Raw genomic sequence first — 20,606 nt, forward strand, 5'->3', positions numbered from 1 at the left:
GCTTGGCGGCTGGCTTGGCGGCTGGCTTGGCGGCTGGCTTGGCGGCAGGCTTCGCGGCTGGCTTGGCGGCCGGCTTCACAGCAGGCTTGGCGGCGGCTTTGGCGGCCGGCTTCACGGCGGCTTTGGCCGGGGCTTTCGCGGCCGGCGCCGGCGTGGCGGCGGTGGCGCGCTTGGCTGCCGGTTTGGCGGCGGGTTTGGCGGTGGCGGTGGTCTTCCTGGTTGCGCTCATGGATACTCCATTTCTGAATAATATAAACAGTATATATGATTTTTACGCAACAGTGCGGACACTGAAGTCGACGCCCACCTCATCCCAGAATTCCTGCTCCTTCTCCATCCAGTACGACAGCGTTGGGTGGCTGCTGACGCAGTCGCGTTTCAGCTCCAGGTCGATGCGGTTCTTCATGCGCAGGCGCACGGCGCGGTCGTCCACCTCGATGCGGCAGTGCATGAACAGGATGGCCAGGCGCAGCGCCACAACCGCCTTGGCGAAATCGCCGTCGGACAGGTGCTCGCTGACCTTGCGCAGGTTGCCTTTCTGGGCCAGGATCAGGCGCCCCATCAGCTTCTGCTCGCGCGTGGTGAAGCCCGGCAGGTCGGCGTTCTCCACCATATACGCCGCATGCTTGTGGTAGCCGGTCTGCGACACCACCAGCCCCACCTCGTGCAGCTGGGCGCACCAGGCCAGGTGGCGCGGCAAGGTATCGCTGTTCGGCTTCATCTGCGCGAACAGGATGCCGGCCGCTTCGGCCACGCGGCTGCCGCGCTGGGCGTCGATATGGAAGCGCGCCAGGAAACCGCGCACCGATTCGTCGCGCCGGTCGCGCCGGGTCGAGCGCAGATAGAGGTCCCACATCACACCCATGCGCAGGCCGGCATCGATCGGCTCCATGCGCTCGATGCCCAGTTCCTGCACCACGCCGATCAGGATGGCCAGGCCGCCGATCACGGTGCTGGCGCGGTCCGGGCGCAGGCCCGGCATGTCGATCTTCGACACCTGGCCGAATTCGATGAAGCGCTTGCGCACCGCATTCAGGGCAGCCAGGGTGATGCCGTCGCCCAGCTTGTTCTTTTCGATGATTTCGCCGATGGCGCGGATGGTGCCGGAGGAGCCGTAGGCCCGCTTCCAGTACTCTGGATGGTAGGGCGGCGCGCCGTCCTCGAAGTGGCTGCGCGCCGACAGTACGGCCGCTTCGAACGAGCGCGCATCGACGCGGCCGTTGACGAAGAAGGACAGGCTTTGCTTGACGCTGCCCACGCTGAACGATTCGACCCGTTCGATGTCCAGGCCGCGCCCCAGGATCAGCTCGGTCGAGCCGCCGCCGATATCGACCACCAGCCGGCTCTCGCTGGGCTGGCCGAGCGCATTGGCCACGCCCATATAGATCAGGCGCCCCTCCTCCTCGCCGGAGATGATCTCGATCGGGTAGCCGATGGCCTGTTCCAGCTGCGGCAGGAAATCAGCCGCATTGCGCGCCTGGCGCAGGATGGCGGTGGCCACCACGCGCACGCCGTCGAACTGGTAGGCGGCCAGCGCCACCCGGAAGTTCTTCAGGCACAGCAGCGCGCGCTGCAGGGCTTCGTCGGTCAGGTTGCCGGCGGCGTCCAGGCCGGCCGCCAGGCGGATCGGTTCGCGCATGCTGTTGAGCACGCGGATCCGGTCGCCATCGTGCTGGCCGATGGAAAGTCTAAAACTGTTGGAACCCAGGTCCACTGCGGCGTACATCGAGGAATCCATTTATATCGTTTATAACGAAAATGGTAGCACAGTACGCCAGCAGTATTACGCCCTTATGACAAGGCCTCCACGGAAAGCGGCTCGGGCGGCTGCGCCACCTGGTTTTCGCCGCGCACCTTGGCCGCCTGCAGGGCCTCGTCGGCGCGCTTGAACAGGCTGACCGTGCTGTCGTCGGCGCGGATGGTGGTCACGCCCATGCTGGCGGTCAGCTTGATCACGGCGCGCTCGGTCTTGACCGGCATCTCTTCGATGGCGCGGCGGATGCGCTCGGCCACCATCAGCGCATCCTCCAGCGAGGTGCGCGGCAGCTGGATGGCGAACTCGGCGCCGCCCAGGCGGCCCATCAGGTCGGAATCGCGCAGCTGCCGCTTGCAGGTTTCCACCATGGTTTTCAGGGCGGCGTCGCCGGCGGCGTGGCCATAGCTGTCGTTGACGCGCTTGAACTGGTCGAGCGCGAGGATGACCATGGCGGTCGGCTGGCCCGGGCGGCGCGCCAGCGCCATCCACGGCGCCAGCGCCTGGTAGAATCCGCGCCGGTTCGGCACGTCGGTCAGGGGGTCGACCACCTCCAGCCGCGCCAGCTCGGCCTGCAGCTTTTCGCGCGACAGCAGCAGGTAGCCGAAAGCGTTGGTCAGCATCATCAGGTAGAAGCCGCTGAAGCCCAGCAGCTGCATCAGGTTCGGGCTGACCCAGGACAGGCCGTCCGGGAAGGCCGCCGTCAGCAGGCCGCGCGCCACCACCAGCACGGTGAGCGCGAACATGGTCACCACCAGGAAACGGCGCAGCATGCTGCCGTCGCGCCAGGCGCGCGCCAGCGCCAGCACGCCGGCCAGGAAGAAGAAGCCGACCATCAGCGCGCCGAGCGCGATGCGCATGGCGGGATCGGCGTCCAGCACCTGGGTCGCCAGCAGTACGCCGCAGCACAGCGCCAGCGCGGGATACAGGTATTTGCGCCAGGCCGTGCGGCCATAGGCTTCCCACAAGGCGCCGGCGTCGAACGCCAGGCCGGCCAGCAACAGGGCATTGGCCAGCGGGCCGGCCAGCAGCTCCGGCAGCACGCCGCGGAAATACAGGAGGAACCAGGCCACCGCCTGGCATTGCTTGGCAATGGCCCAGGTGGACAGGGTGAGCGACTTCTTGCTCTCGTACTCAAAGAAAAACAGCGCCGCGCACAAACTGAGGTTGCCCAGCGCGAGGGCAAGAACCAGGGTCTTGATATCCATTGCTTAGCGGCCAGGCCGCGCTCAGACTTCGTGTTCTACGTTATTGCTGCCGTCGCCGATCTTGCTGGCCCAGGCTTTGGCGAAGAATTCCTTCTCGTCTTCGGTGGGCATATCGTGCCAGAAAACGATCAGGGTACCCTTGTGGTCATGCAGCTGGCTGACTTTTTCGATGAATTGCTGCTTGCCGGCGTGGTCGGCCAGCGCGGCAACATAACCATACACGCGGGTCAGGCGCTCGATTCGGTCCGGTTCCGTGAAGCTGTTGGTCGCGGTAATGGTTGGATGGTCTAAGAACATATATCGTCTCCAAGCTGCCTATGTTGGCAATGTACCTATAAATGTTGCCGATGTAAACGCGAACGCCACAGTGCGCAGCGCATCCGGTACACTGGGACCGGAGCCCGGCAGCTTAGCAGATGATCATGCTTAATAACAAGTTAGCAAAATGACTTCCGTCCCTGACAACCGGCCAATGGTGCGCCTGCGGCGCGGGCGCGTGTCGCTGGAATTCACGCCTGGCGAAGTGCAGAGCCAGATGGACCCGGCCGACCCGTACGCCCTGGTGCTGGCCTACGCGCGCGCCATGATGTGCTTTGTCCTGTTCAAACCCAGGCCCGAGCATATCGTCATGGTTGGCCTGGGCGGCGGCTCGCTGGCCAAGTTCTGCTACCGCTACCTGCCGCAGGCGCGCATCACCGTGCTGGAATTGCGGGCCGACGTGATCGCCCTGCGCGAGCGCTTCGCCATCCCGCCCGACAACGAGCGCTTCCGCGTGATCCACTGCGACGCCGCCGCCTACATGAAGGAGCTGAAGGACAGCGCCGACGTGCTGCTGGTGGACGGCTTTGACGCCAACGGCCTGCCGAACGCCCTCGCCACCGAGCACTTCTATGCCGACTGCCGGCGCGCCCTGCGGCCGGACGGGGTGCTGGCGGCGAACATCTTCAACTACGACCCGAAATACCGCAGCGTGCTGGTGCGCCTGGGCAATGCCTTCCAGGACCGGATCTGCCAGTTCACTGGCATTGCCGGCAACAACCACATCCTGTTTGCCATCCGCCCCGGCACTTCGCCGGGCGCGCCGGCCAGTGCCATGCAGCGCAAAGTGGCGGCCTGGGGCAGCCCCACCCCCGGGCTGGGCTTTGGCCTGGCCAACCGACTGTTGGCAATTTACACCGTTGCGCGCCTGCGCCAGGCCGATTTGTGAAAAATCCAAGGGTTCTTTCCCTACGGCTAGGAGATTTGTGACAAACTACATTTTTTAAGACAAAGGACACCATGGCAGGCCGGCGCAGGAGACTTTCGCACTACGGTGCAGCCGCACTGACGCTGGGCGCAGGCCTGGCGGCGACCGCCGTCCTGTTTGTCTCCGTCAGCGCGCTCGAGTTCGGCAAGATGGAACTGAGCTTCCAGCAGCGCGCCGGGGCGCGCGCCGCCGCCATCCAGCGCGGCCTGGGCGATGCGGTGGAAGTGGTGAATGTCATCAACCAGCTGTTCCGCACCGTGCAGCCGGTCAGCCGCGAACAGTTCACCTCCTTCACCACCCCGCTGCTGCAGCGCTATCCCTTCATCCAGGCCTTCAACTACCACCGCGTGCTGACCCACGCCGAGCGCCCGGCCTTCGAAGCGGCCATGCAGGCGCACTACCCGGGCTTCCGCATCACCGAACTGACGCCGAACGGCGTGGCCACCTCGCCCGAGCGGCCCTACTACAACGTAGTGGAGTACCTGGAGCCGCTGCAGGGCAACGAGGCGGCGCTGGGCCTGAACTCGGGCCGCAATGTCCAGGTGCGGGCCGCCGTCGACCGCATCCTGCACACCGGGCGCGCGGCCGCCACCGAGCAGCTGCAGCTGGCGCAGGACCCGAACCAGCGCAACAGCTTCATCATGATCATGCCGGTCTACCGGCCCGGCATGCCGACCGGCACGCGCGCCGAGCGCCATGCGGCCTGGGTCGGCGACACCGCCGCCGTGATCCGTTCGCCGCACCTGGTGCACACCATCCTGCAGCAGACCGGCTTGCTCGGCGACGAGAGCCTGGGCCTGAGCGTGTACGCCGGCGACCCGGCCGAAGCGGGCAGCCTGGCCTACCGGCGCGGCCCGGTGCCGAGCGCCAAGCACGAGCACTGGCTGCACCGCTGGCTCGACTTCGACTACCACAGCAGCGATATGCGCAGCTTCGACGTGCTGGGCCGCACCTGGCATGTCCGCAGCGACGACTTGCCGCGCCCTTTCCTGGCCGACCACCTGGGCTCCCTGTGCACGCTGCTGGGCGGCCTGCTGTTCAGCGCCCTGGCGGCGGCCTTCGTGCATACGCTGGTGCAGCGCTCGCGCCGGGTGCAGCTGCTGGTCGATGCGCGCACCGCCGACCTGCAGCGCTCCAACCAGCGCCTGGCCGAGGACGTGGCCGCCCGCAAGCGCACCGAGCGCGCGCTGCAGGAATCGGAGAACCGCTTCCGCCGCCTGCTGGCCCTGTCCTCCGACTGGTACTGGGAACAGGACACCCAGTTCCGCTTCACCCACATCACCGGTGGCTTCTTTGAAAAAGGCCATGTGGCGAAGGAGAACTTCCTCGGCCGCACGCGCTGGGAATGCACGCCCGACCTGTACACCAGCAGCGCGGGCCGCGACCATATCCAGATGGTGCAGGCGCGCCTGCCGTTCTCCAATTTTGAATACGCCATCGTCGGCCACGACGGCGTGACGCGCTGGTTCAACACCAGCGGCGAGCCGGTGTACGACGCCCAGGGCGAATTCAAAGGCTACCGCGGCACCGGCAGCGAAATCACCGAACGCAAGGTGGCCGAGCAGCGCATCCAGCACATCGCCCACCATGACGTGCTGACCGGCCTGCCCAACCGCGTGCTGCTGCAGGACCGCCTGCAGCAGGCCATCGCCTACGCCAACCGCAGCGGCCTGCCGATGTGGGTGGTGCTGATCGACCTGGACCGCTTCAAGTTCGTCAACGACAGCCTGGGCCACAAGGCCGGTGACCAGCTGCTGCAGACCGTGGCCAGCCGCCTGCAGTCGAGCGTGCGCGAAAGCGACACCGTGGCGCGCCTGTCGGGCGATGAATTCGTCGCCATCCTCAGCCAGTACCCGGACGAGCAGCTGTCGCCGGCCATCATCGAGCGCGTGATGCGCGCGCTGGCGCAGCCGGTGCTGCTGGAGGGGAAGGAATTCTTCGTCACCTGCTCCATCGGCGTGGCGGTGTACGATGCCGACGGCACCCCGGCGCAGAACCTGATCGAGCATGCCGACATCGCCATGTACTCGGCCAAGAAGCTGGGGCGCAACACCTTCCAGTTCTACCAGCCGGAGATGCACGACGAAGCGCAGGAGCGCCTGCGCATCGAGAGCGCGCTGCGTAATGCGCTTGAGCGCGACGAATTCGTGCTGCACTACCAGCCGCAGGTCGACCTGCAGACCGGCCAGATCGTCGGCATGGAAGCGCTGCTGCGCTGGCAGCACCCCGAATTGGGCATGGTGCCGCCGGCGCGCTTCATCAGCCTGGCCGAGGAAACGGGCCTGATCGTGCCGATCGGCGCCTGGGTGCTGCGCACCGCCTGCCAACAGGCGCGCGCCCTGCACGATGCCGGCTTCCCCGGCCTGCGCATGGGCGTCAACCTGTCGGCGCGCCAGTTCGCGCAGCCGGAGCTGGTGTCCAGCATCGCCGCCGCCCTGGCGGAAACCGGGCTGCCGCCGTCGCTGCTGGAACTGGAGCTGACCGAAAGCCTGTTCATGCATGACGTGGCGCAAGGCGTGAACCTGCTGCATGAACTAAAGTCGCTGGGCGTGGCGCTGTCGATCGACGATTTCGGCACCGGCTATTCCAGCCTGTCCTACCTGCGCAACTTCCCGATCGATGTGCTGAAGATCGACCGCTCCTTCGTCAACGACATCGCCACCGATGCCGACGATGCGGCCATCGTGGTATCGGTGATCGCCCTGGCCCACAACCTGGAGTTGCGCGTGATTGCGGAAGGCGTAGAATCGGAAGAGCAACTGGAGTTCCTGCGCCGCCACGGCTGCGACGAATTCCAGGGCTTCTATTTCAGCCGCCCCGTGGAAGCGGCGCAACTGCGCCAGATGTTGCATGAGGGAAAACAATTAACCAGCGCCGCCCCCCGCCGGCTGCGCGCTTGAGGAGAGCGACATGAACAGCGTAGACCTGCATCGCCAGCAAGTGCGCAGCGACCACCGCACGCGCGACATCGTCAACCAGGCCATCGCCGCCCTGCCCGAGGTGGGCCTGCGGCGCGCCGCCGAATTCCTGTTCGCGATGGGCGTGCCGCACCCGATCGCGCTGCGCACGCTGGTCTATCCGGACCAGCGCCGCCCCTACCCTTAAGCTACGCCTTCTTCATGGCCGCCGCCACTTGCTGGCGCGCGGCCTTGCGCAGCTTGGCCGCCTCGAAGCGCGCCACCTGTTCCGGCGTCTGCGGCACCAGCGGCGGCACCGCCTGCGGCTTGCGGTCCTTGTCCACCGCCACCATCGTGAAATAGCAGCTGTTGGCGTGGCGCACCAGGCGCTGCTGGATATTCTCCGCCACCACCCGTATCCCCACTTCCATCGAACTGGTGCCGGTGTAGTTGACCGACGCCAGGAAGGTCACCAGCTCGCCCACATGGATCGGCTGCAGGAACATCACCTGGTCCACCGACAGCGTCACCACATAGCTGCCCGAGTAGCGGCTGGCGCAGGCGTAGGCCACCCCGTCCAGCAGCTTGAGGATGGCCCCGCCGTGCACATTGCCGGAGAAGTTGGCCATATCGGGGGTCATCAGGACCGTCATCGTCAGCTCGTGCGCCGACCAGTGCATCGTGTTTTCCATCGCCATGCGGGGGTTGTTTGCAATGGCTATATGCTACCCGATGGCAGCGGCGCCTGCTCGGCGCCGTCGATGATGCAGCCGGCCCAGCGCAGGATCTCGCCCTGCGCGTCGCGCAGCGGCGTCACCAGCAGGCTGGCCGGGCGGCATGCGCCGTCGGCATCGTGCAGGCTGACTTCGACCTCGATCTCGTCGCCGCCGCGCAGCGCGCTGCGCCAATGCTGCTCGATGGCGGCACGGTCGCCAGGCTGCACGGCGGCCAGCAGCGTGTCGTCCAGCACGCCGCTGCCATCGGTTTCCCAATAGGCGCGCGCCAGGCCGCGCAGCAGGCCGCGCATGCGGCTGGTACTGGCTTGCAGCGCGGCCTGCGTGCGGCTGCGCTCAAACGCGGCGCCGATGCGCGCCGCCGCCTGTTCGAACAGCGCCACTTCGGGCGCGCTCCATTCGCGCGCACCGGGCTGGCAAGCCAGGAAAAAGCCCTGCCAGCGCTGGCCGCTGCGGCACAGGGCCGACAGCGCGGCGCCAGGCGCGCCGGCCAGCGTTGCCATGCCTGCCAGGCCGGGCGCCGCGGCGTCGGCGGCGCCGGTGCGGGCCAGCACCTCGCCCGCGCCCCAGCGCGCCAGCACCTCGCCGCCCAGGCCGGCGACTTCACCGCCGCCCTGCAGCGGCGCCATGCCGGCGGCATAACCGGCCTGCAGGTCGTAGCGGCCGGCATGGATGGCGGCATACGACAGCTGCGGCACCGCCAGGCGCCGCCCCAGCATGCCGCAGCCCAGCGCCAGCACTTGGGCGGGATCGGTCAGCGGCCGCAGGCAATCGCCCAGGTGCAGCAGGAAGCGCTGGTCGCTCGCCTGGGCGCGCGCCAGCTCGTCCGCCAGGCGCCGCTCGCTGAAATCGAAAAAGGTCAGCACCGCGCCCAGGATGGCGTCTTCGCCGTTGCGGTAAGGCCGCACGCGCACGATGTAATGGCGGCCGCCGCTGGCCTTCACTTCGCGCTCCAGCGGCTGCAAAGTGGCGAAGATCTGCGCCACATCGGCCGCCAGCTTCGGGTAGTCCAGCCGGTTGGTAATGTCCAGCAGATGGCGTCCGACGTCGCGCGCAATCAGGTTGAAGATGCCGGCGGCGCGCGGCGTGAACTGGCGCACCCGCAGTTCCGGATCGACAAACACGGAAGCCAGTTCGGCCGATGCGACCAGGTCGAACAGGTCGTCGTGCGCCTTGTCGGCATGGGCCAGGCGCGCGGTCAGTTCGGCGTTGCGCTGCGACAGCTGGTCATTACTCGACTGCATATCCGCCCAGCCCAGCTCCGCCTCGGCCAGGCGCTCGCGCATATCGTCCATGGGCGACAGGCCGCTGCCGCCGGCGGCCGGCGGCCAGTGCGCGGGCGCCGCCGCCAGCGCACTGGCGGCGGCCGGCAGCGCCTGGTACAGGCGGCACTGGCGGTCGGCGCGCGCGAACAGGCCCGGCGCCAGATCAGCCGACTCAGCGCTGCCGAGGAACAGGTAGCCGTGCGGCGCCAGCGCGAAGTGCAAACGCTTCAGCACCTGGTGCTGCAGCGGACGGTCCAGGTAGATCAGGAAGTTGCGGCAAGTGACCAGGTCCAGGCCGGTGAACGGCGGGTCGCGCAGCAGGTCATGGCTGGCGAACGTCACCAAATCGCGCAAGGACTGGCGCACGCGATACTGCTTGCCGGCATGGACAAAGTGGCGCTCCAGGCTGGCCGCCGGCACCTCCTCGCGGATCGATTCCGGATACAGGCCGGCGCGCGCGACCTGCAAGGCCTGCTCGTCGATGTCGCTGGCAAACACCTGGATCGAAGGCGGGTTCGGCACACCGCCCACCAGGTCCGACAGCAGGATCGCCAGCGAATACGCTTCCTGCCCGGTGGAGCAGGCTGCCACCCAGACCCGTATCGCGCCGCCGCCGCGCCCCGCCAGCAGGGCGGGCAGCACCGCCTCGCGCAAGCGGGCAAACGCCTCGCGGTCGCGGAAAAAGCCGGTGACGCCGATCAGCAGTTCCTTCAGCAACATGGCCGCCTCGCCGGCATCCTGCTGCAAGCGCGTGTAGTAGGCGCCGTGGCTGGCCAGGCCGAGTTCGCCCTGGCGTTTTTCCAGCCGGCGCAGGATGGCCGGGCGCTTGTACTGGCGGAAGTCGTGCCCGGTGCGTTCGTGCAGCAGCGCCAGCACATCCTGCAGCGACTGGGCTTCATGCACGGCCCCGGCGGCGCCGTACACCTGGCACAGGCGCGCCGCCATTTCGCCCGCCGGCAGCACGAAATCGGCCAGGCCGGCATCGATGGCCGCCTGCGGCAACGCCGCGAACACGGCATCCTGCGGCGCCTGCACGATGGCGCTGCCGCCTTGCTCGCGCAGCGCCGCCAGGCCGCCGCAGCCATCGCGCCCGGCGCCGGACAGCAAAATGCCGGTCGCCAGCTCGCGCTGCGCCTGCGCCAGCGAATGGAAGAAGTAATCGATGGCGCCCATGCCGCCGCCCGCCGAGGCCTCGCTTTGCAGCAGGAACTGGCCCTCGACTTTGAGCAAGGCGCCCGGGGTGATGACGTAGATGTGGTCAGGCTGCAACGCGATGCGCGGCTGGTCGAGCTGCAGCACCGGCATGCTGCAATGGGCCTGCAGCACGCGCCCCAGCTCGCTGGCCTGGCCTGGCGCCAGGTGCATGATGACGACGATGGAAAAGCCGGGCGCCGGCGGCAGGCCGGGCAGCAGGCTTTGCAAGGCTTCCAGCCCGCCGGCGGATGCGCCAATGCCGACCAGCGGAAAGTCCACGCTGGCCAGGCCTTGTGCTGCTGTTTCCTGCCCGTCTGGTGGAGTCATTGGCGTTCTCGATTCCCTCCATTGTATCGCGTCCGGGGCGATTAGCATTTTCGCCATGGATCAAGTATTCTTCATGCAACTTCTTTCACAGAAAGGAAAACCATGAAGTTGAAAGTACTGGCAGCGGTGCTGGCCTGTTCGGCCGCAGTGACTGCCCAGGCCGCGCTGACGGCCGACCAGGTCAAAACCTTCACGCTGAACAACGGCATGAAGTTCATCGTGCTGGAAAGTTCGTCCATCCCGAACGCGAATATGTACACGTTCTGGAAAGTCGGCTCGCGCAATGAAGCGCCAGGCATCACCGGCCTGTCGCACTTCTTCGAGCACATGATGTTCAATGGTTCGAAGAACTACGGCCCGAAGATGTTCGACCGCACCATGGAGGCGAACGGCGGCGCCAACAACGCCTACACCAATAGCGACGTGACGGTGTACCAGGACTGGTTCCCGGCCTCCTCGCTGGAAACCGTATTCAAGCTGGAAGGCGACCGCATCGCCCACCTGTCGATCGATCCGAAAATGGTGGAGAGCGAGCGCGGCGTGGTGCTGTCCGAGCGCAGCACCGGCCTGGAAAACTCCAATGTGCGCATGCTGATGCAGGAGCTGAACAGCGTGGCATTCGTGGCCCACCCGTACGCCATCCCGACCATCGGCTGGGAATCCGACATCAAGGCCTGGACCCAGCAGGACCTGCAGAACTACTTCCGCACCTACTACGCGCCGAACAATGCGGTGTCCGTGATCGTGGGCGACGTCAAGGTCGATGAAGTGAAAAAGCTGGCCACCAAATACTTCGGCAGCATCCCGAAACGCGCCGCGCCGCCGGCTGTGCGCACCGTGGAGCCGGAACAGAAAGGCGAGCGCCGCCTGTTCGTGGCCAAGCCGTCCGCCACCGCCGCCAACCTGATGGTGGCGTACAAGGTGCCGCAAGCGGGCACCGAGGAAAACTACGCGTTGGACGTGCTGCAGGCCCTGCTCACCGAGGGCAAGACCTCGCGCCTGTACAAGGCCCTGGTGGAAACCCAGCTGGCGACCAGCGTCGGCGCCTACAACACCGATGGCTTCGACCCCGGCCTGCTCTACATGTTCACCGTGGCGGCCGCCGGCGTCGAACCGGCCAAGCTGGAAAAAGCCATGCTGGAAGCCATCGAGAAAGTTGCCAAGGATGGCGTGGGCGAGGAAGAACTGCAGAAAGTGAAGAACGCCAAGCTGCTGGGCATCTACCGCGCGCAGGAAACCATCAATGGCAAGGCGCAAATGCTGGGCAACTACGAGGTGTTCTTCGGCGACTACAAGAAAGCGTTCGAGGCGCCTGCCGCCTACGAAAAGCTGACCACCGCCGACATCCAGGCTGTTGCCGCCAAATACCTGAAGAAATCGCTGCGCACCGTGGGCGTGCTGGCGGCGAAGGAGGACTAATTAGATGAAGAAACTGTTTTCTGTTGCCCTGGCCGGCGTGGCCGCTGTCGCTGCCAGCGCCAATGCCGCCGAATTCAAGCTGCCTGCCTTTGAAACCACCAAGCTGCCGAACGGCCTGACCGTCTACATGATGGAACGCCACGACGTGCCGCTGGTGGCGGTGCGCGCGGTGGTGAAAGCCGGCGCCGTCAACGACGGCGCGCAAGCCGGCCTGGCCAACCTGACCGGCGACGGCGTGCTGCTCGGCTCCACGAAGCACAGCAAGGCGCATATCGACCAGGCCTTCGACTTCCGCGGCGCCGTGCTGGCGGGCGGCGGCAGCGTCGAACAATCGACCGTGGCGGCTAATTTCGCGCGCAAGGATACCGACGCCCTGCTGCCGCTGTTCGCGGAACTGGTGCAGGAGCCGAGCTTCGACGCGGCTGAACTGGACAAGCTGCGCACGCGCAAAGTGAATGGCCTGAAGCAGGCCAAGGAAAGCCCGCGCCAGGTGGTCGGCACCTATTACCGCGCCATGCTGTTCGGGAACGCGGCGTACGCCAACCCGCCCAGCGGCACCATCAACAGCCTGTCCGCGCTCAAGCAGGACGACGTGAAAGCCTTCCACAAGCGCTACTTCCGTCCGGACAACGCCGCCCTGATCGTGGTGGGCGACTTCGATCCGGCCGAGATGCGCCGCAAAGTGGAAACCCTGTTCGGCCAATGGAAAGCCGAAGGCCCGGCGCCGCAGCGCGCCGACTACGGCAAGGTGCGGGCCGACAAGGCGCGCGTGTGGGTGGTGAACAAGTCCGACGCGATTGAAACCACCTTCCTGATCGGCGGCCCGGGCATTGCGCGCAATGACCCGGACTACGTGCCGCTGCAGGTGCTGAACACGGTGCTGGGCGGCCGCTTCACCTCCTGGCTGAACGACGAACTGCGCGTGAACTCGGGCCTGACCTACGGCGCCAATTCGAGCTTCGCGCCGCTGTCGCAGGCGGGCACGTTCTCGATCTCCAGCTTCACCGCGCTGCCGAAGACGGAAGCGGCGCTGGACCTGGCGCTCAAGACTTACGACCGCCTGTGGAGCAAGGGCATCGACAAGGCGACGCTGGATTCGGCCAAGGCTTATGTGAAGGGCCAGTTCCCGCCGCGCTATGAAACCAGCGAGCAGCTGGCGTCGCTGCTGGGCGATATGTATGCCAATGATGTCGGCCGCAGCCAGATCGACAACTTCATGAAGGATGTCGACAGCCTGACGCCGGAACGCGCCAAGCAGCTGGTGGAAAAACACTTCCCGCGCAAAAACCTGCAGATGGTGCTGGTGGGGAAAGCGGCTGAGATCGGGAAGATTGCCGCCAAATATGGCGAAGTGACCAACCTCGAAATTACGGCGGACGGGTTCCAGCCGTAAGCTTCTTAACCCGGTAAAGCAGGGTCAGACCCAAGGGTCTGACCCTGCCTTGCCGGGGTTACATGGCCTTACATGCCATGCGCTTCAATAGGTGACCAACCTGGAAATTGCGGCGGACGGGTTCCAGCCGTAAGCTTTTAACCCGGTAAAGCGGGGGCAGACCCAAGGGTCTGACCCTTGGGTCTGCCCCTGCCTTGCCGGGGTGACATGGCCTTACATGCCATGCGCCTCAATATCGGCCAGCGACTCGCGGCCCTTGTCCGTGATTACCAGCACGCCATCCACCTCGGCGATATGCGACTTCTTCCCCAGGAACAGCGCCACATCGGCGTCAATCGCGGCGCCGGTCTGCTCCACCAGCGACTTCAGCGCCAGCACGCAGCGGCGCAGGAACAGGCGCTCCTTGCCGGCATCGGTCAGGATGATGCGGCCAGTGCGTTCGAATTTGATCAGCTTGATGCCCGACAGCCGTTTGCTGTTGCGGCCGACGCAAGCGCTCGGCTTGCCCTGGATGCCCCGGGCAATCTCCAGCAGCGCGTTGAACTCGTCCGTGCTCAGTTTTTCGTTTTTCATTGCTTGTTTTCCATGATGGGGCCCGGATTATCCGTGCAACCCGCCATGGTACGCGCCCGCGCCGGGCGCGGCAAGCTTACTTAAACATGCGCAATGCCAGCCACACCAGTGCCGCCCCTGCCACCAGGACACTTGCCCCCATCACCGCCTGCGCGCGGCGGCTGTGCAGGTCGATACGGCGTTTGAGATAGATCTTGTTGTGCAGGGAATTGCCCATGGTGGCCTCCGACTGGAAAAAGCGTTTGTCGATGTATCCATTATAAAAAGCCGACGGTGACGCCTATGTGACAGCCAACACAAAACAACACAAATATTCTTCCTGCGCAACGCAAATTACCTACTAGCAAGCAAGCGACAGACGTCTCGCGGCGCTGGTAGCATCGGTGCCGAAGGAGGGTCCAGCATGGAGCAGCCAGTCAAACCGCAGCCCGACAAGGGCAAGCATTTAATGGATGAGCCGGATATCGGCAGCGGGGAGAAAACCCCGGGCGAGCAGGAAACCGAAGAGCAGATCCGCCAGATCCCGCCCCTGCCGGAACACGGGCGCCGGCCCGAGGCGGCGCCTAAGCCTGCATCGGGGGCGGCTTCGGCACCGGTTCCTCGATAGGCGGTTCGCTCGGCAGCGGCAGGTTGTCGGGCGGCGGATCTTTTTCCGGCTCGGGTGGTGGGAGTTCCGGATCGGGCGTGATATGCGCATGCATGGCATTACTCCTCGATAAACATTGCCTGTTTTAGCAGATCGGGCGCATCGCCCGATTATCAAGGGCCGCCGCCGGCAAGAATTTCCTGGAACTGGTCAATACTGACCGGCTTGACCAGGTGGTGGTGGAAGCCCGCCTCGAACGCCTGCTGGCGGTCCTTCTGCTGGCCCCAGCCGGTGACGGCCACCAGCACGGTATGGCGCAGGGCCGGCAGGCGCTTGAGGGCGCGCGCCAGGTCGTAACCGTTCAGCTGCGGCAGGCCAATGTCGAGGAAGGCGAACTCGGGCGCAAACACCTCCGCCGCCGCCAGCGCCTGCTGGCCATCGTGGCAGACCTGCACCTGGTGGCCCTGCGAACGCAGCAGGCTGCCGATACCGTTGACGAAGTCAATATTGTCGTCCGCCAGCAGGATGCGGTACAGGCGCGCGACCGGCTGCGCCGCCGCGGCCCGTGGCGCCGCCGCGCTCGCCGTCTGCAGCAGCGGCAAGGTGACGATGAAGGTGCTGCCCTGCCCTGGGCCCGCGCTTTCGGCGCGGATGCTGCCGCCGTGCAGCTCGACCAGCTTGCGCGCCAGCGACAGGCCGACGCCCAGGCCGGCCGTGCTGCGCTCGAGCGAGGAGTCGGCCTGGATGAACATTTCAAAGATTTCATCGAGCAGGGCCGGCGCAATGCCGATGCCGTTATCGCGCACGCGCAGCTGCAGCCGCCCCCCCTCCGGCGCCGCTTCGAGCGCGATGGCGCCGCCGCGCGCCGTGTACTTGGCGGCATTGTGCAGCAGGTTGGACAGCACCTGCGCCAGGCGCGTCGCATCGCCCACCAGGTACAGCGGCTGCTCCGGCAGGCGCACCTCGAGCGTGTGGCCCTGGGCCGCGATGAAGGGGCGCGACAACTCCAGCGCATCGGCCACCACGTCCTGCAGCAGCACCTGTTCGCGGCGGATGGTGAGCTTGCCGGTATTGATGCGCGAGACATCGAGCAGATCGTCGACCAGCCGCACCATCTGCTTCAACTGCCGCTCCATGATGGCGCGCGCCCGTTCGCAGGCGGCCTGGTCGTTGGCATTCACGCGCATGATGTCAAGGCCGGTACGGATCGGCGCCAGCGGGTTGCGCAGCTCGTGCGCCAGCGTGGCCAGGAACTCATCCTTGCGCCGGTCGGCCAGCAGCAAGGCGCGTTCGGCGCCCTGGCGCACCGTCATTTCGTGCTCCAGCGTGCGGTTGGCCTCCTGCAGCGCGTTCGAGCGACGCGCGATTTCGGCCAGCATGTCGTTGAAAGCATCGACCAGGGTGCCGATCTCGCCCGCCGCGCGCTCCGCCACGCGCAGCGAGTAGTCGCGCCGCTGCATCACGGCGCGCGCCACCTCGGTCACGGCCAGCAGCGGGCGCGTGATCCCGGCCTGCATCAGGTGGGCCACCAGGGCCGCCAGCAGCAGGCTGCCCAGCATGACGCCGAGCAGGATCAGGGCATAGCTTTGCAGCCGGTCCAGCAGGCGGTAGGAGGCGGCCAGGTAGACCGTGCCGATGCGCTCGCCGCCCTCCACCACCGGATGCGTCACCACCATCTGGCCACCCTCGATCGCATGGCCCGGCGGGCCGGGCTGGCGCGGCAAATCCGGCATCGTGAACGGGCTCTGGGCGTAGGAGGCGAACAACTGGCCATTGGCGCCGTAGATGGCGCCGGCCAGGATTTGCGGGCGCAAGCGCAGCAGCCCGAGGTTCTGCTGCGCGGTGCGCGGGTCGTTGAAGGAAATGGCGGGGGCGGAGATGGTGGCGATCAGTTCCGCCTGCGTGGTCAGGTCGTCCACCCAGCCCTGCTGGAAGCTTTTCAGGTCGTACACCAGCATGGCCACCGTGGTGACGACCAGGGCAAGGAAGGTGGTGGCCAGGGCTGTCAGGATCAGTTTGATGCGGACCGAGCCTGCTGCCGCGGAAACCTTCATTGTCCGCCTTTCTGCACGTGGTAGGCGACGGACAGCAGGCGCGAGCTGAGGCGCACATTGCAGCGCTCCGCCGCCGGCAGCGATACCTCGAAGCGCACGCGCTCGTCCACCACGCGGAAGTTGATGACGCTGCCGCTTTGCAGGCCGTTCTCGTGCTCGGTGACGGTGACGGTGCCGTTCTTCTCGGCGCTGCGCAGCACCTGCGCCGGCTGCGCCGCGTCCTCGCCGACAAACAACAGGTGCAGGCCGGCCAGCGGGTCGCCCTCGCGCAGGCTGCGTACAGTGACGGTGCGGTGCCCCACGTTGCGCCCGCTGGTGATGCGTGCCAGCTCGATGGCGACCTCATCCGCGCCCAGCACGCCGACCACCAGGCTGGGCCCGGGATCGGCGGGAAATTCCATATAGCCCAGGAATTTATACAGGAAGGCCGCCTTCACGCTGCGTTCCAGCATCGGCGCCGGGCCGTTCGGCTGTGAGCCGACCGCCAGGCAGCTGAAGGCGAGCAGGAGCATCGCCAGAGCGATGAGGCGAGATCTCCAGCCATTGGCCGCCTGCGGCGGCACGGCGGACAATGTAAGGTGTGCGCCTACCATCTTCCTAGTATCGCATGGTCAGCTTCAGGACAGCGCGCCGCTCGAACATGCTGCGCCCGGGCAGATCGCCGTATTCGGCATGGCGCGCATGCAGCAGGTTGTGCCCGGCCAGCGCCAGCTCGATATGCGGGCGCACGCGCCACACCCAGTTGACGTCCAGCTCGTGGTAGGACGGCACGTGCGGCTTGGGCAGGCTGCCGGTATAGCGCAGCGTCCAGTCCAGCTGCATGCTGTCGCCCAGCTCGTGCGAGGAACGCAACTGCCAATAGCTGCTCGGGTCGTTGATGGCCAGCGCCGCCGTGCTGGCATCCTTGCTGGCGGGGCGGGTCCAGACATCGATATCCTGCACCGTCAGGCCGGCGTTCAGGCGCCAGCGCAGGGCCGGCTGCCAGCGCGCCCAGAATTCGATGCCGCGCGTGCGCCCCTGCGCCAGGTTGCGGAACTCCAGCGTGCCGCGGTAGGGAGCGGCGACGCTATTCGGTTCCAGCGTGCGCAGCCGGTCGTAATCGGCGAACCAGGCGGTGGCGGAGTAGGACCAGTTGTGGGCCGGCTGCGCGCGGTAGCCGATTTCCAGCACATTGGCCACCTCGGAATCGAACTCCGGGCTGGTGCCGATCACAAAGCGCGGCACGCCGGCAATGACGATAGGCTTGGGCGGCGCCACGAAATCGCGGTCCACGCGCGACGGCGCGCGCACAGTGCGCGACAAGGCGCCCCACAGCGTATGGTGCTGGTCCGGACTCCAGGCCAGGCGCAGCGTGGGCAGCAGCTCGGCCCCGGTATAGGTGTTGTGTTCGACCTTGATGCCGGCGGTGGCGCGCAGGCTGGATGCCAGCGTGATTTCGTCCTGCGCGAACAGGCTGCCCCAATGCATATTGCGCTGGTAGGGCCAGAAGCCAAAGCCGGGGCCTGGCGTGTTGTCGTCGCGCGAATGGCGGTAGCCGCCGCCCCACGACAGTTTGTGCCGGCCCAGGCCGATATCGTGCTGGCCTTCGATTTCGATGGTGTCCAGCCGGTCCACGTAATTCAGGGGCTGGTTGCGCTCCGTGTGGTCCAGGTTCAACTGCAGGCGCAGGCCCATATCGCCGGAAAACTGGCGCGTGTAGCGCGCCAGCAGGTTAGCGCCGGAGATGCGGATGTCGCGCGTGGTGAGCTGCCCCAGGTTGGCCTGGTACACATCGCCGGACACCGCCAGGCCGCCTTGCAGCACGTTCCAGTCGGCGCGGAAGCCGGCCTGGCGGCGCTGCATGCCGGTGAAGGTGTTGGCGCCGGAGGCGGCCTCCGTGTCTTCCAGCGCCATGTACTGGGCGTAGGCGCGGTAGGCGCCGCCCCCGGCCAGGCGGCCGCCGAAGCGCAGCGTGGCGTCGCCTTCGCGGCGCGAGCCGGCCAGCGAGACCAGGGTGCCCTGGCTGTCCCGGGCATGGCGCGTGATGACGTTTATCACCCCGTTCACGGCATTCACGCCCCAGATGGTGGAACCGGGCCCGCTGATCACCTCGATGCGTTCGATATCCTCCATCACCACGCCTTGCGCGTCCCAGAACACGGCGGAGAAGAATGGCGAATAAACGCTGCGGCCATCGACCAGCATCAGCAGCTTGTTGGCGAAGGGACTGTTGAAGCCGCGCGCGCTGATGGCGTAGTTGCGCGCATCGACGCGCGCCACCTCCAGGTTGGGCGCCAGGCGCAAGGCTTCCGGCAGGCTGCGCGCGCCGCTGCGGCGGATGTCGGTGGCGCTGATGATGAAGATGGAGGCGGCGGCGTTGTTCAGCCTTTCCTCTTGCCGCGAAACCGAGGTGACGACAATCTCGTTCAACTGCTCCAGCGTGAGGTCGGCGATATCGCCGTCGGCCAGGGCCGCGGCGCGCGCACCGGGCGCAATGGACAGTGCTGCCAGCAACAACAAGGGGATCGGTTTCTTGTTCATGGCTTGAAGGCGAATTGTCGTAGGGAATTATAAACACAAGAATTCCGCGCACGGTTGCAATTCCGCCATCCCGCCCCATATGCCGGTAATTGTCCAGCACAGGAGCTGCCATGTTCCCCAAGCCGCCGCGCCCCGAACCGCCGCGCAAGCCCATCGCCATGCAAGTCATCCAGCAGCAGGTGCGCGGCGCGCGCGACACCAGCTTGATCGTGGTGCCGGCGCCGCCCCCGCCGCCTAAGGACGAGGCATCCAGCCGATGAAGCCGGCGTGCAGGCTCTGGATGAACAGGCGGTCGGCCGTTTCCAGTACGGCCGTGGTTTCCGGATAGGCGCCGCTCGGGTCCTGCAGGTCGGCCAGCACCTTGCCCTCTTCGTTGAAGGCGAACACATGGCCGTAGGCTTTCGGCACCGGCCACAGGGCGCGCGGCAGGCGCAGCGTGAGCTTGCGCATGAAGGGCTTTTCCGCCAGCTTGTCGATGGTCGGGTTGCGCGGTTTGACCAGGCCGACCCAGATCTTGCCGTCGCGCCCGCGCATCAGGTTATCCGGATAGCCGGGCAGGTTGTCGAACAGGATGGCGCGCTGGCCGCTGCCGGCGTCGATCTTCCAGATGCGGTAACGCCCCGTTTCGTTGACGTACAGGGTGCGCCCGTCGGCCGACAAGGCGATGCCGTTGGCGAAGGACAGGCCGCTGGCCAGCACCCGGGTCTTGCCGCTGGCCGGATCGTAGGCCAGCACGCGGCCGGTGGCCGACTGCTCCAGGATGTCGAGCACGCTGGCCTCGAAAGTGCCGCCCCATTGCGCGGGAGCGAAGCGGGTCGAGGCATCGGTGAAGTAGATCATGCCGCCAGGCGCCACCACCACGCCGTCCGCGTAGCGGATTGGATCGCCCTCCCCGACCTGCGCCGACAGCACGGTGATCGTGCCGTCCCGGGCGATGGCCAGCAGGCCTTTCATGGCATCGGCGGCGATCAGGCGCCCGGCGGCGTCGAAATCGAAACCGAGCACGCGGCCGCCGGTGCTGGCGAACACTTCGCGCTGGCTGCCATCCGGCGCCATGCGCAGGATCTTGCCGCTCGTGACGGCGGCATACAGCTTGCCGTCCGGCCCCATGGCCAGGTGCTCGGGGCCGTGCTCGGCGCCGATGTCGATCTTCCGCAGGCCGGCCAGCCTGGTATTGGGGGCGTGGGCGCCGACGTAGCCGGGCGCCGCCTGCGGCGTCCATGGCACCGGCTCGGCCGGGACTGGCCACAGCAGCAGGTAGCCCAGGGCCGCGGCCACGGTCAGGCCAAGGCCGGCGCTTATCTTGTATCCGATGGAACTGTCCACTCACACCTCCTACAATGAAGACAGCCGCCATTTTTATCTAAAAGCTAACTTTAGTCGAGCGCCTTCTTGATGCACCCTGCCGCGCGGGGCCGGCGCGGCAACGCACCGATG

The 20,606-nt window shown here is 66.5% G+C and carries 19 protein-coding genes; 7 read left to right on the forward strand and 12 right to left on the reverse strand.

The annotated features are described in order from the left end of the window. The 4 genes from ACE3TQ_RS18945 to ACE3TQ_RS18960 form a co-directional block, all read right to left on the reverse strand. The coding region (locus tag ACE3TQ_RS18945; protein ID WP_374583858.1) for a hypothetical protein at positions 1-229 on the reverse strand (229 nt) is incomplete at its 3' end. Between the two features lie 42 nt (positions 230-271). Then, positions 272-1,726 (reverse strand): Ppx/GppA family phosphatase, encoded by a 1,455-nt coding sequence (locus tag ACE3TQ_RS18950; RefSeq protein ID WP_374583922.1) that lies wholly within the window; start codon positions 1,724-1,726, stop codon positions 272-274. A gap of 65 nt (positions 1,727-1,791) precedes the next feature. Further along, positions 1,792-2,961 (reverse strand): GGDEF domain-containing protein, encoded by a 1,170-nt coding sequence (locus tag ACE3TQ_RS18955; RefSeq protein ID WP_374583860.1) that lies wholly within the window; start codon positions 2,959-2,961, stop codon positions 1,792-1,794. Between the two features lie 21 nt (positions 2,962-2,982). Further along, on the reverse strand, positions 2,983-3,258 hold the full coding sequence (locus ACE3TQ_RS18960; RefSeq protein WP_161025161.1) for a hypothetical protein: 276 nt from the start codon (positions 3,256-3,258) through the stop codon (positions 2,983-2,985). Between the two features lie 148 nt (positions 3,259-3,406). Here ACE3TQ_RS18960 and ACE3TQ_RS18965 point away from each other — a divergent pair, with 148 nt between their 5' ends. From ACE3TQ_RS18965 to ACE3TQ_RS18975, 3 genes are all read left to right on the forward strand, one after another. Beyond that, positions 3,407-4,168: a fused MFS/spermidine synthase gene (locus ACE3TQ_RS18965; RefSeq protein ID WP_374583863.1), complete on the forward strand. Its 762-nt coding sequence runs from the start codon at positions 3,407-3,409 to the stop codon at positions 4,166-4,168. A 71-nt stretch (positions 4,169-4,239) separates the two neighbouring features. Beyond that, on the forward strand, positions 4,240-7,107 hold the full coding sequence (locus tag ACE3TQ_RS18970) for an EAL domain-containing protein (RefSeq protein WP_374583865.1): 2,868 nt from the start codon (positions 4,240-4,242) through the stop codon (positions 7,105-7,107). A 10-nt stretch (positions 7,108-7,117) separates the two neighbouring features. Next, positions 7,118-7,312, forward strand: coding sequence for a hypothetical protein (locus ACE3TQ_RS18975; protein WP_374583867.1), 195 nt, complete (start codon positions 7,118-7,120; stop codon positions 7,310-7,312). Between the two features lies 1 nt (position 7,313). Here the strand turns inward: ACE3TQ_RS18975 and ACE3TQ_RS18980 are convergent, their stop codons facing one another. After that, positions 7,314-7,784, reverse strand: coding sequence for an acyl-CoA thioesterase (locus ACE3TQ_RS18980; protein WP_374583924.1), 471 nt, complete (start codon positions 7,782-7,784; stop codon positions 7,314-7,316). A gap of 38 nt (positions 7,785-7,822) precedes the next feature. Continuing rightward, complete coding sequence (locus tag ACE3TQ_RS18985) at positions 7,823-10,624, reverse strand: CheR family methyltransferase (protein ID WP_374583869.1); 2,802 nt, start codon at positions 10,622-10,624, stop codon at positions 7,823-7,825. A gap of 102 nt (positions 10,625-10,726) precedes the next feature. Between ACE3TQ_RS18985 and ACE3TQ_RS18990 the strand changes: the two genes are divergently transcribed. Both ACE3TQ_RS18990 and ACE3TQ_RS18995 read left to right on the forward strand, forming a co-directional pair. Continuing rightward, positions 10,727-12,043 (forward strand): M16 family metallopeptidase, encoded by a 1,317-nt coding sequence (locus ACE3TQ_RS18990; RefSeq protein ID WP_374583871.1) that lies wholly within the window; start codon positions 10,727-10,729, stop codon positions 12,041-12,043. 4 nt (positions 12,044-12,047) lie between these two features. Beyond that, a complete protein-coding gene (locus ACE3TQ_RS18995; protein ID WP_374583873.1) occupies positions 12,048-13,436 on the forward strand; it encodes a M16 family metallopeptidase in 1,389 nt (462 codons plus the stop codon). A 213-nt stretch (positions 13,437-13,649) separates the two neighbouring features. Here the strand turns inward: ACE3TQ_RS18995 and ACE3TQ_RS19000 are convergent, their stop codons facing one another. Together ACE3TQ_RS19000 and ACE3TQ_RS19005 are read right to left on the reverse strand one after the other, a co-directional pair. Then, positions 13,650-14,009 carry a hypothetical protein gene (locus ACE3TQ_RS19000; protein ID WP_374583875.1) on the reverse strand — a complete coding sequence of 120 codons (360 nt, stop codon included), beginning with the start codon at positions 14,007-14,009 and terminating at the stop codon, positions 13,650-13,652. A gap of 76 nt (positions 14,010-14,085) precedes the next feature. Next, a complete protein-coding gene (locus tag ACE3TQ_RS19005) occupies positions 14,086-14,226 on the reverse strand; it encodes a hypothetical protein (RefSeq protein WP_374583877.1) in 141 nt (46 codons plus the stop codon). Between the two features lie 186 nt (positions 14,227-14,412). Between ACE3TQ_RS19005 and ACE3TQ_RS19010 the strand changes: the two genes are divergently transcribed. Further along, positions 14,413-14,616 carry a hypothetical protein gene (locus ACE3TQ_RS19010; RefSeq protein ID WP_374583879.1) on the forward strand — a complete coding sequence of 68 codons (204 nt, stop codon included), beginning with the start codon at positions 14,413-14,415 and terminating at the stop codon, positions 14,614-14,616. Between the two features lie 152 nt (positions 14,617-14,768). On the opposite strand, the gene ACE3TQ_RS19015 is transcribed toward ACE3TQ_RS19010, so the two are convergent. The 3 genes from ACE3TQ_RS19015 to ACE3TQ_RS19025 form a co-directional block, all read right to left on the reverse strand. Beyond that, entirely contained in the window at positions 14,769-16,649 is a 1,881-nt protein-coding gene (locus tag ACE3TQ_RS19015) for an ATP-binding protein (protein WP_374583881.1), read from the reverse strand. Further along, positions 16,646-17,161 (reverse strand): YfiR family protein, encoded by a 516-nt coding sequence (locus ACE3TQ_RS19020; RefSeq protein ID WP_374583882.1) that lies wholly within the window; start codon positions 17,159-17,161, stop codon positions 16,646-16,648. Before ACE3TQ_RS19020 ends, ACE3TQ_RS19015 begins: the two co-directional genes overlap by 4 nt. Before the next feature lie 85 nt (positions 17,162-17,246). Continuing rightward, positions 17,247-19,169 (reverse strand): TonB-dependent receptor plug domain-containing protein, encoded by a 1,923-nt coding sequence (locus ACE3TQ_RS19025; protein ID WP_374583884.1) that lies wholly within the window; start codon positions 19,167-19,169, stop codon positions 17,247-17,249. A 110-nt stretch (positions 19,170-19,279) separates the two neighbouring features. Here ACE3TQ_RS19025 and ACE3TQ_RS19030 point away from each other — a divergent pair, with 110 nt between their 5' ends. Continuing rightward, a complete protein-coding gene (locus ACE3TQ_RS19030; protein WP_374583886.1) occupies positions 19,280-19,429 on the forward strand; it encodes a hypothetical protein in 150 nt (49 codons plus the stop codon). Here ACE3TQ_RS19030 and ACE3TQ_RS19035 read toward each other — a convergent pair. Continuing rightward, on the reverse strand, positions 19,404-20,495 hold the full coding sequence (locus tag ACE3TQ_RS19035) for an SMP-30/gluconolactonase/LRE family protein (RefSeq protein WP_374583888.1): 1,092 nt from the start codon (positions 20,493-20,495) through the stop codon (positions 19,404-19,406). The two genes, ACE3TQ_RS19030 and ACE3TQ_RS19035, sit on opposite strands and share 26 nt — an antisense overlap. Positions 20,496-20,606: the final 111 nt, after the last annotated feature.

This window comes from Pseudoduganella sp., from assembly GCF_041914865.1.
GTDB lineage: Bacteria > Pseudomonadota > Gammaproteobacteria > Burkholderiales > Burkholderiaceae_D > Rugamonas.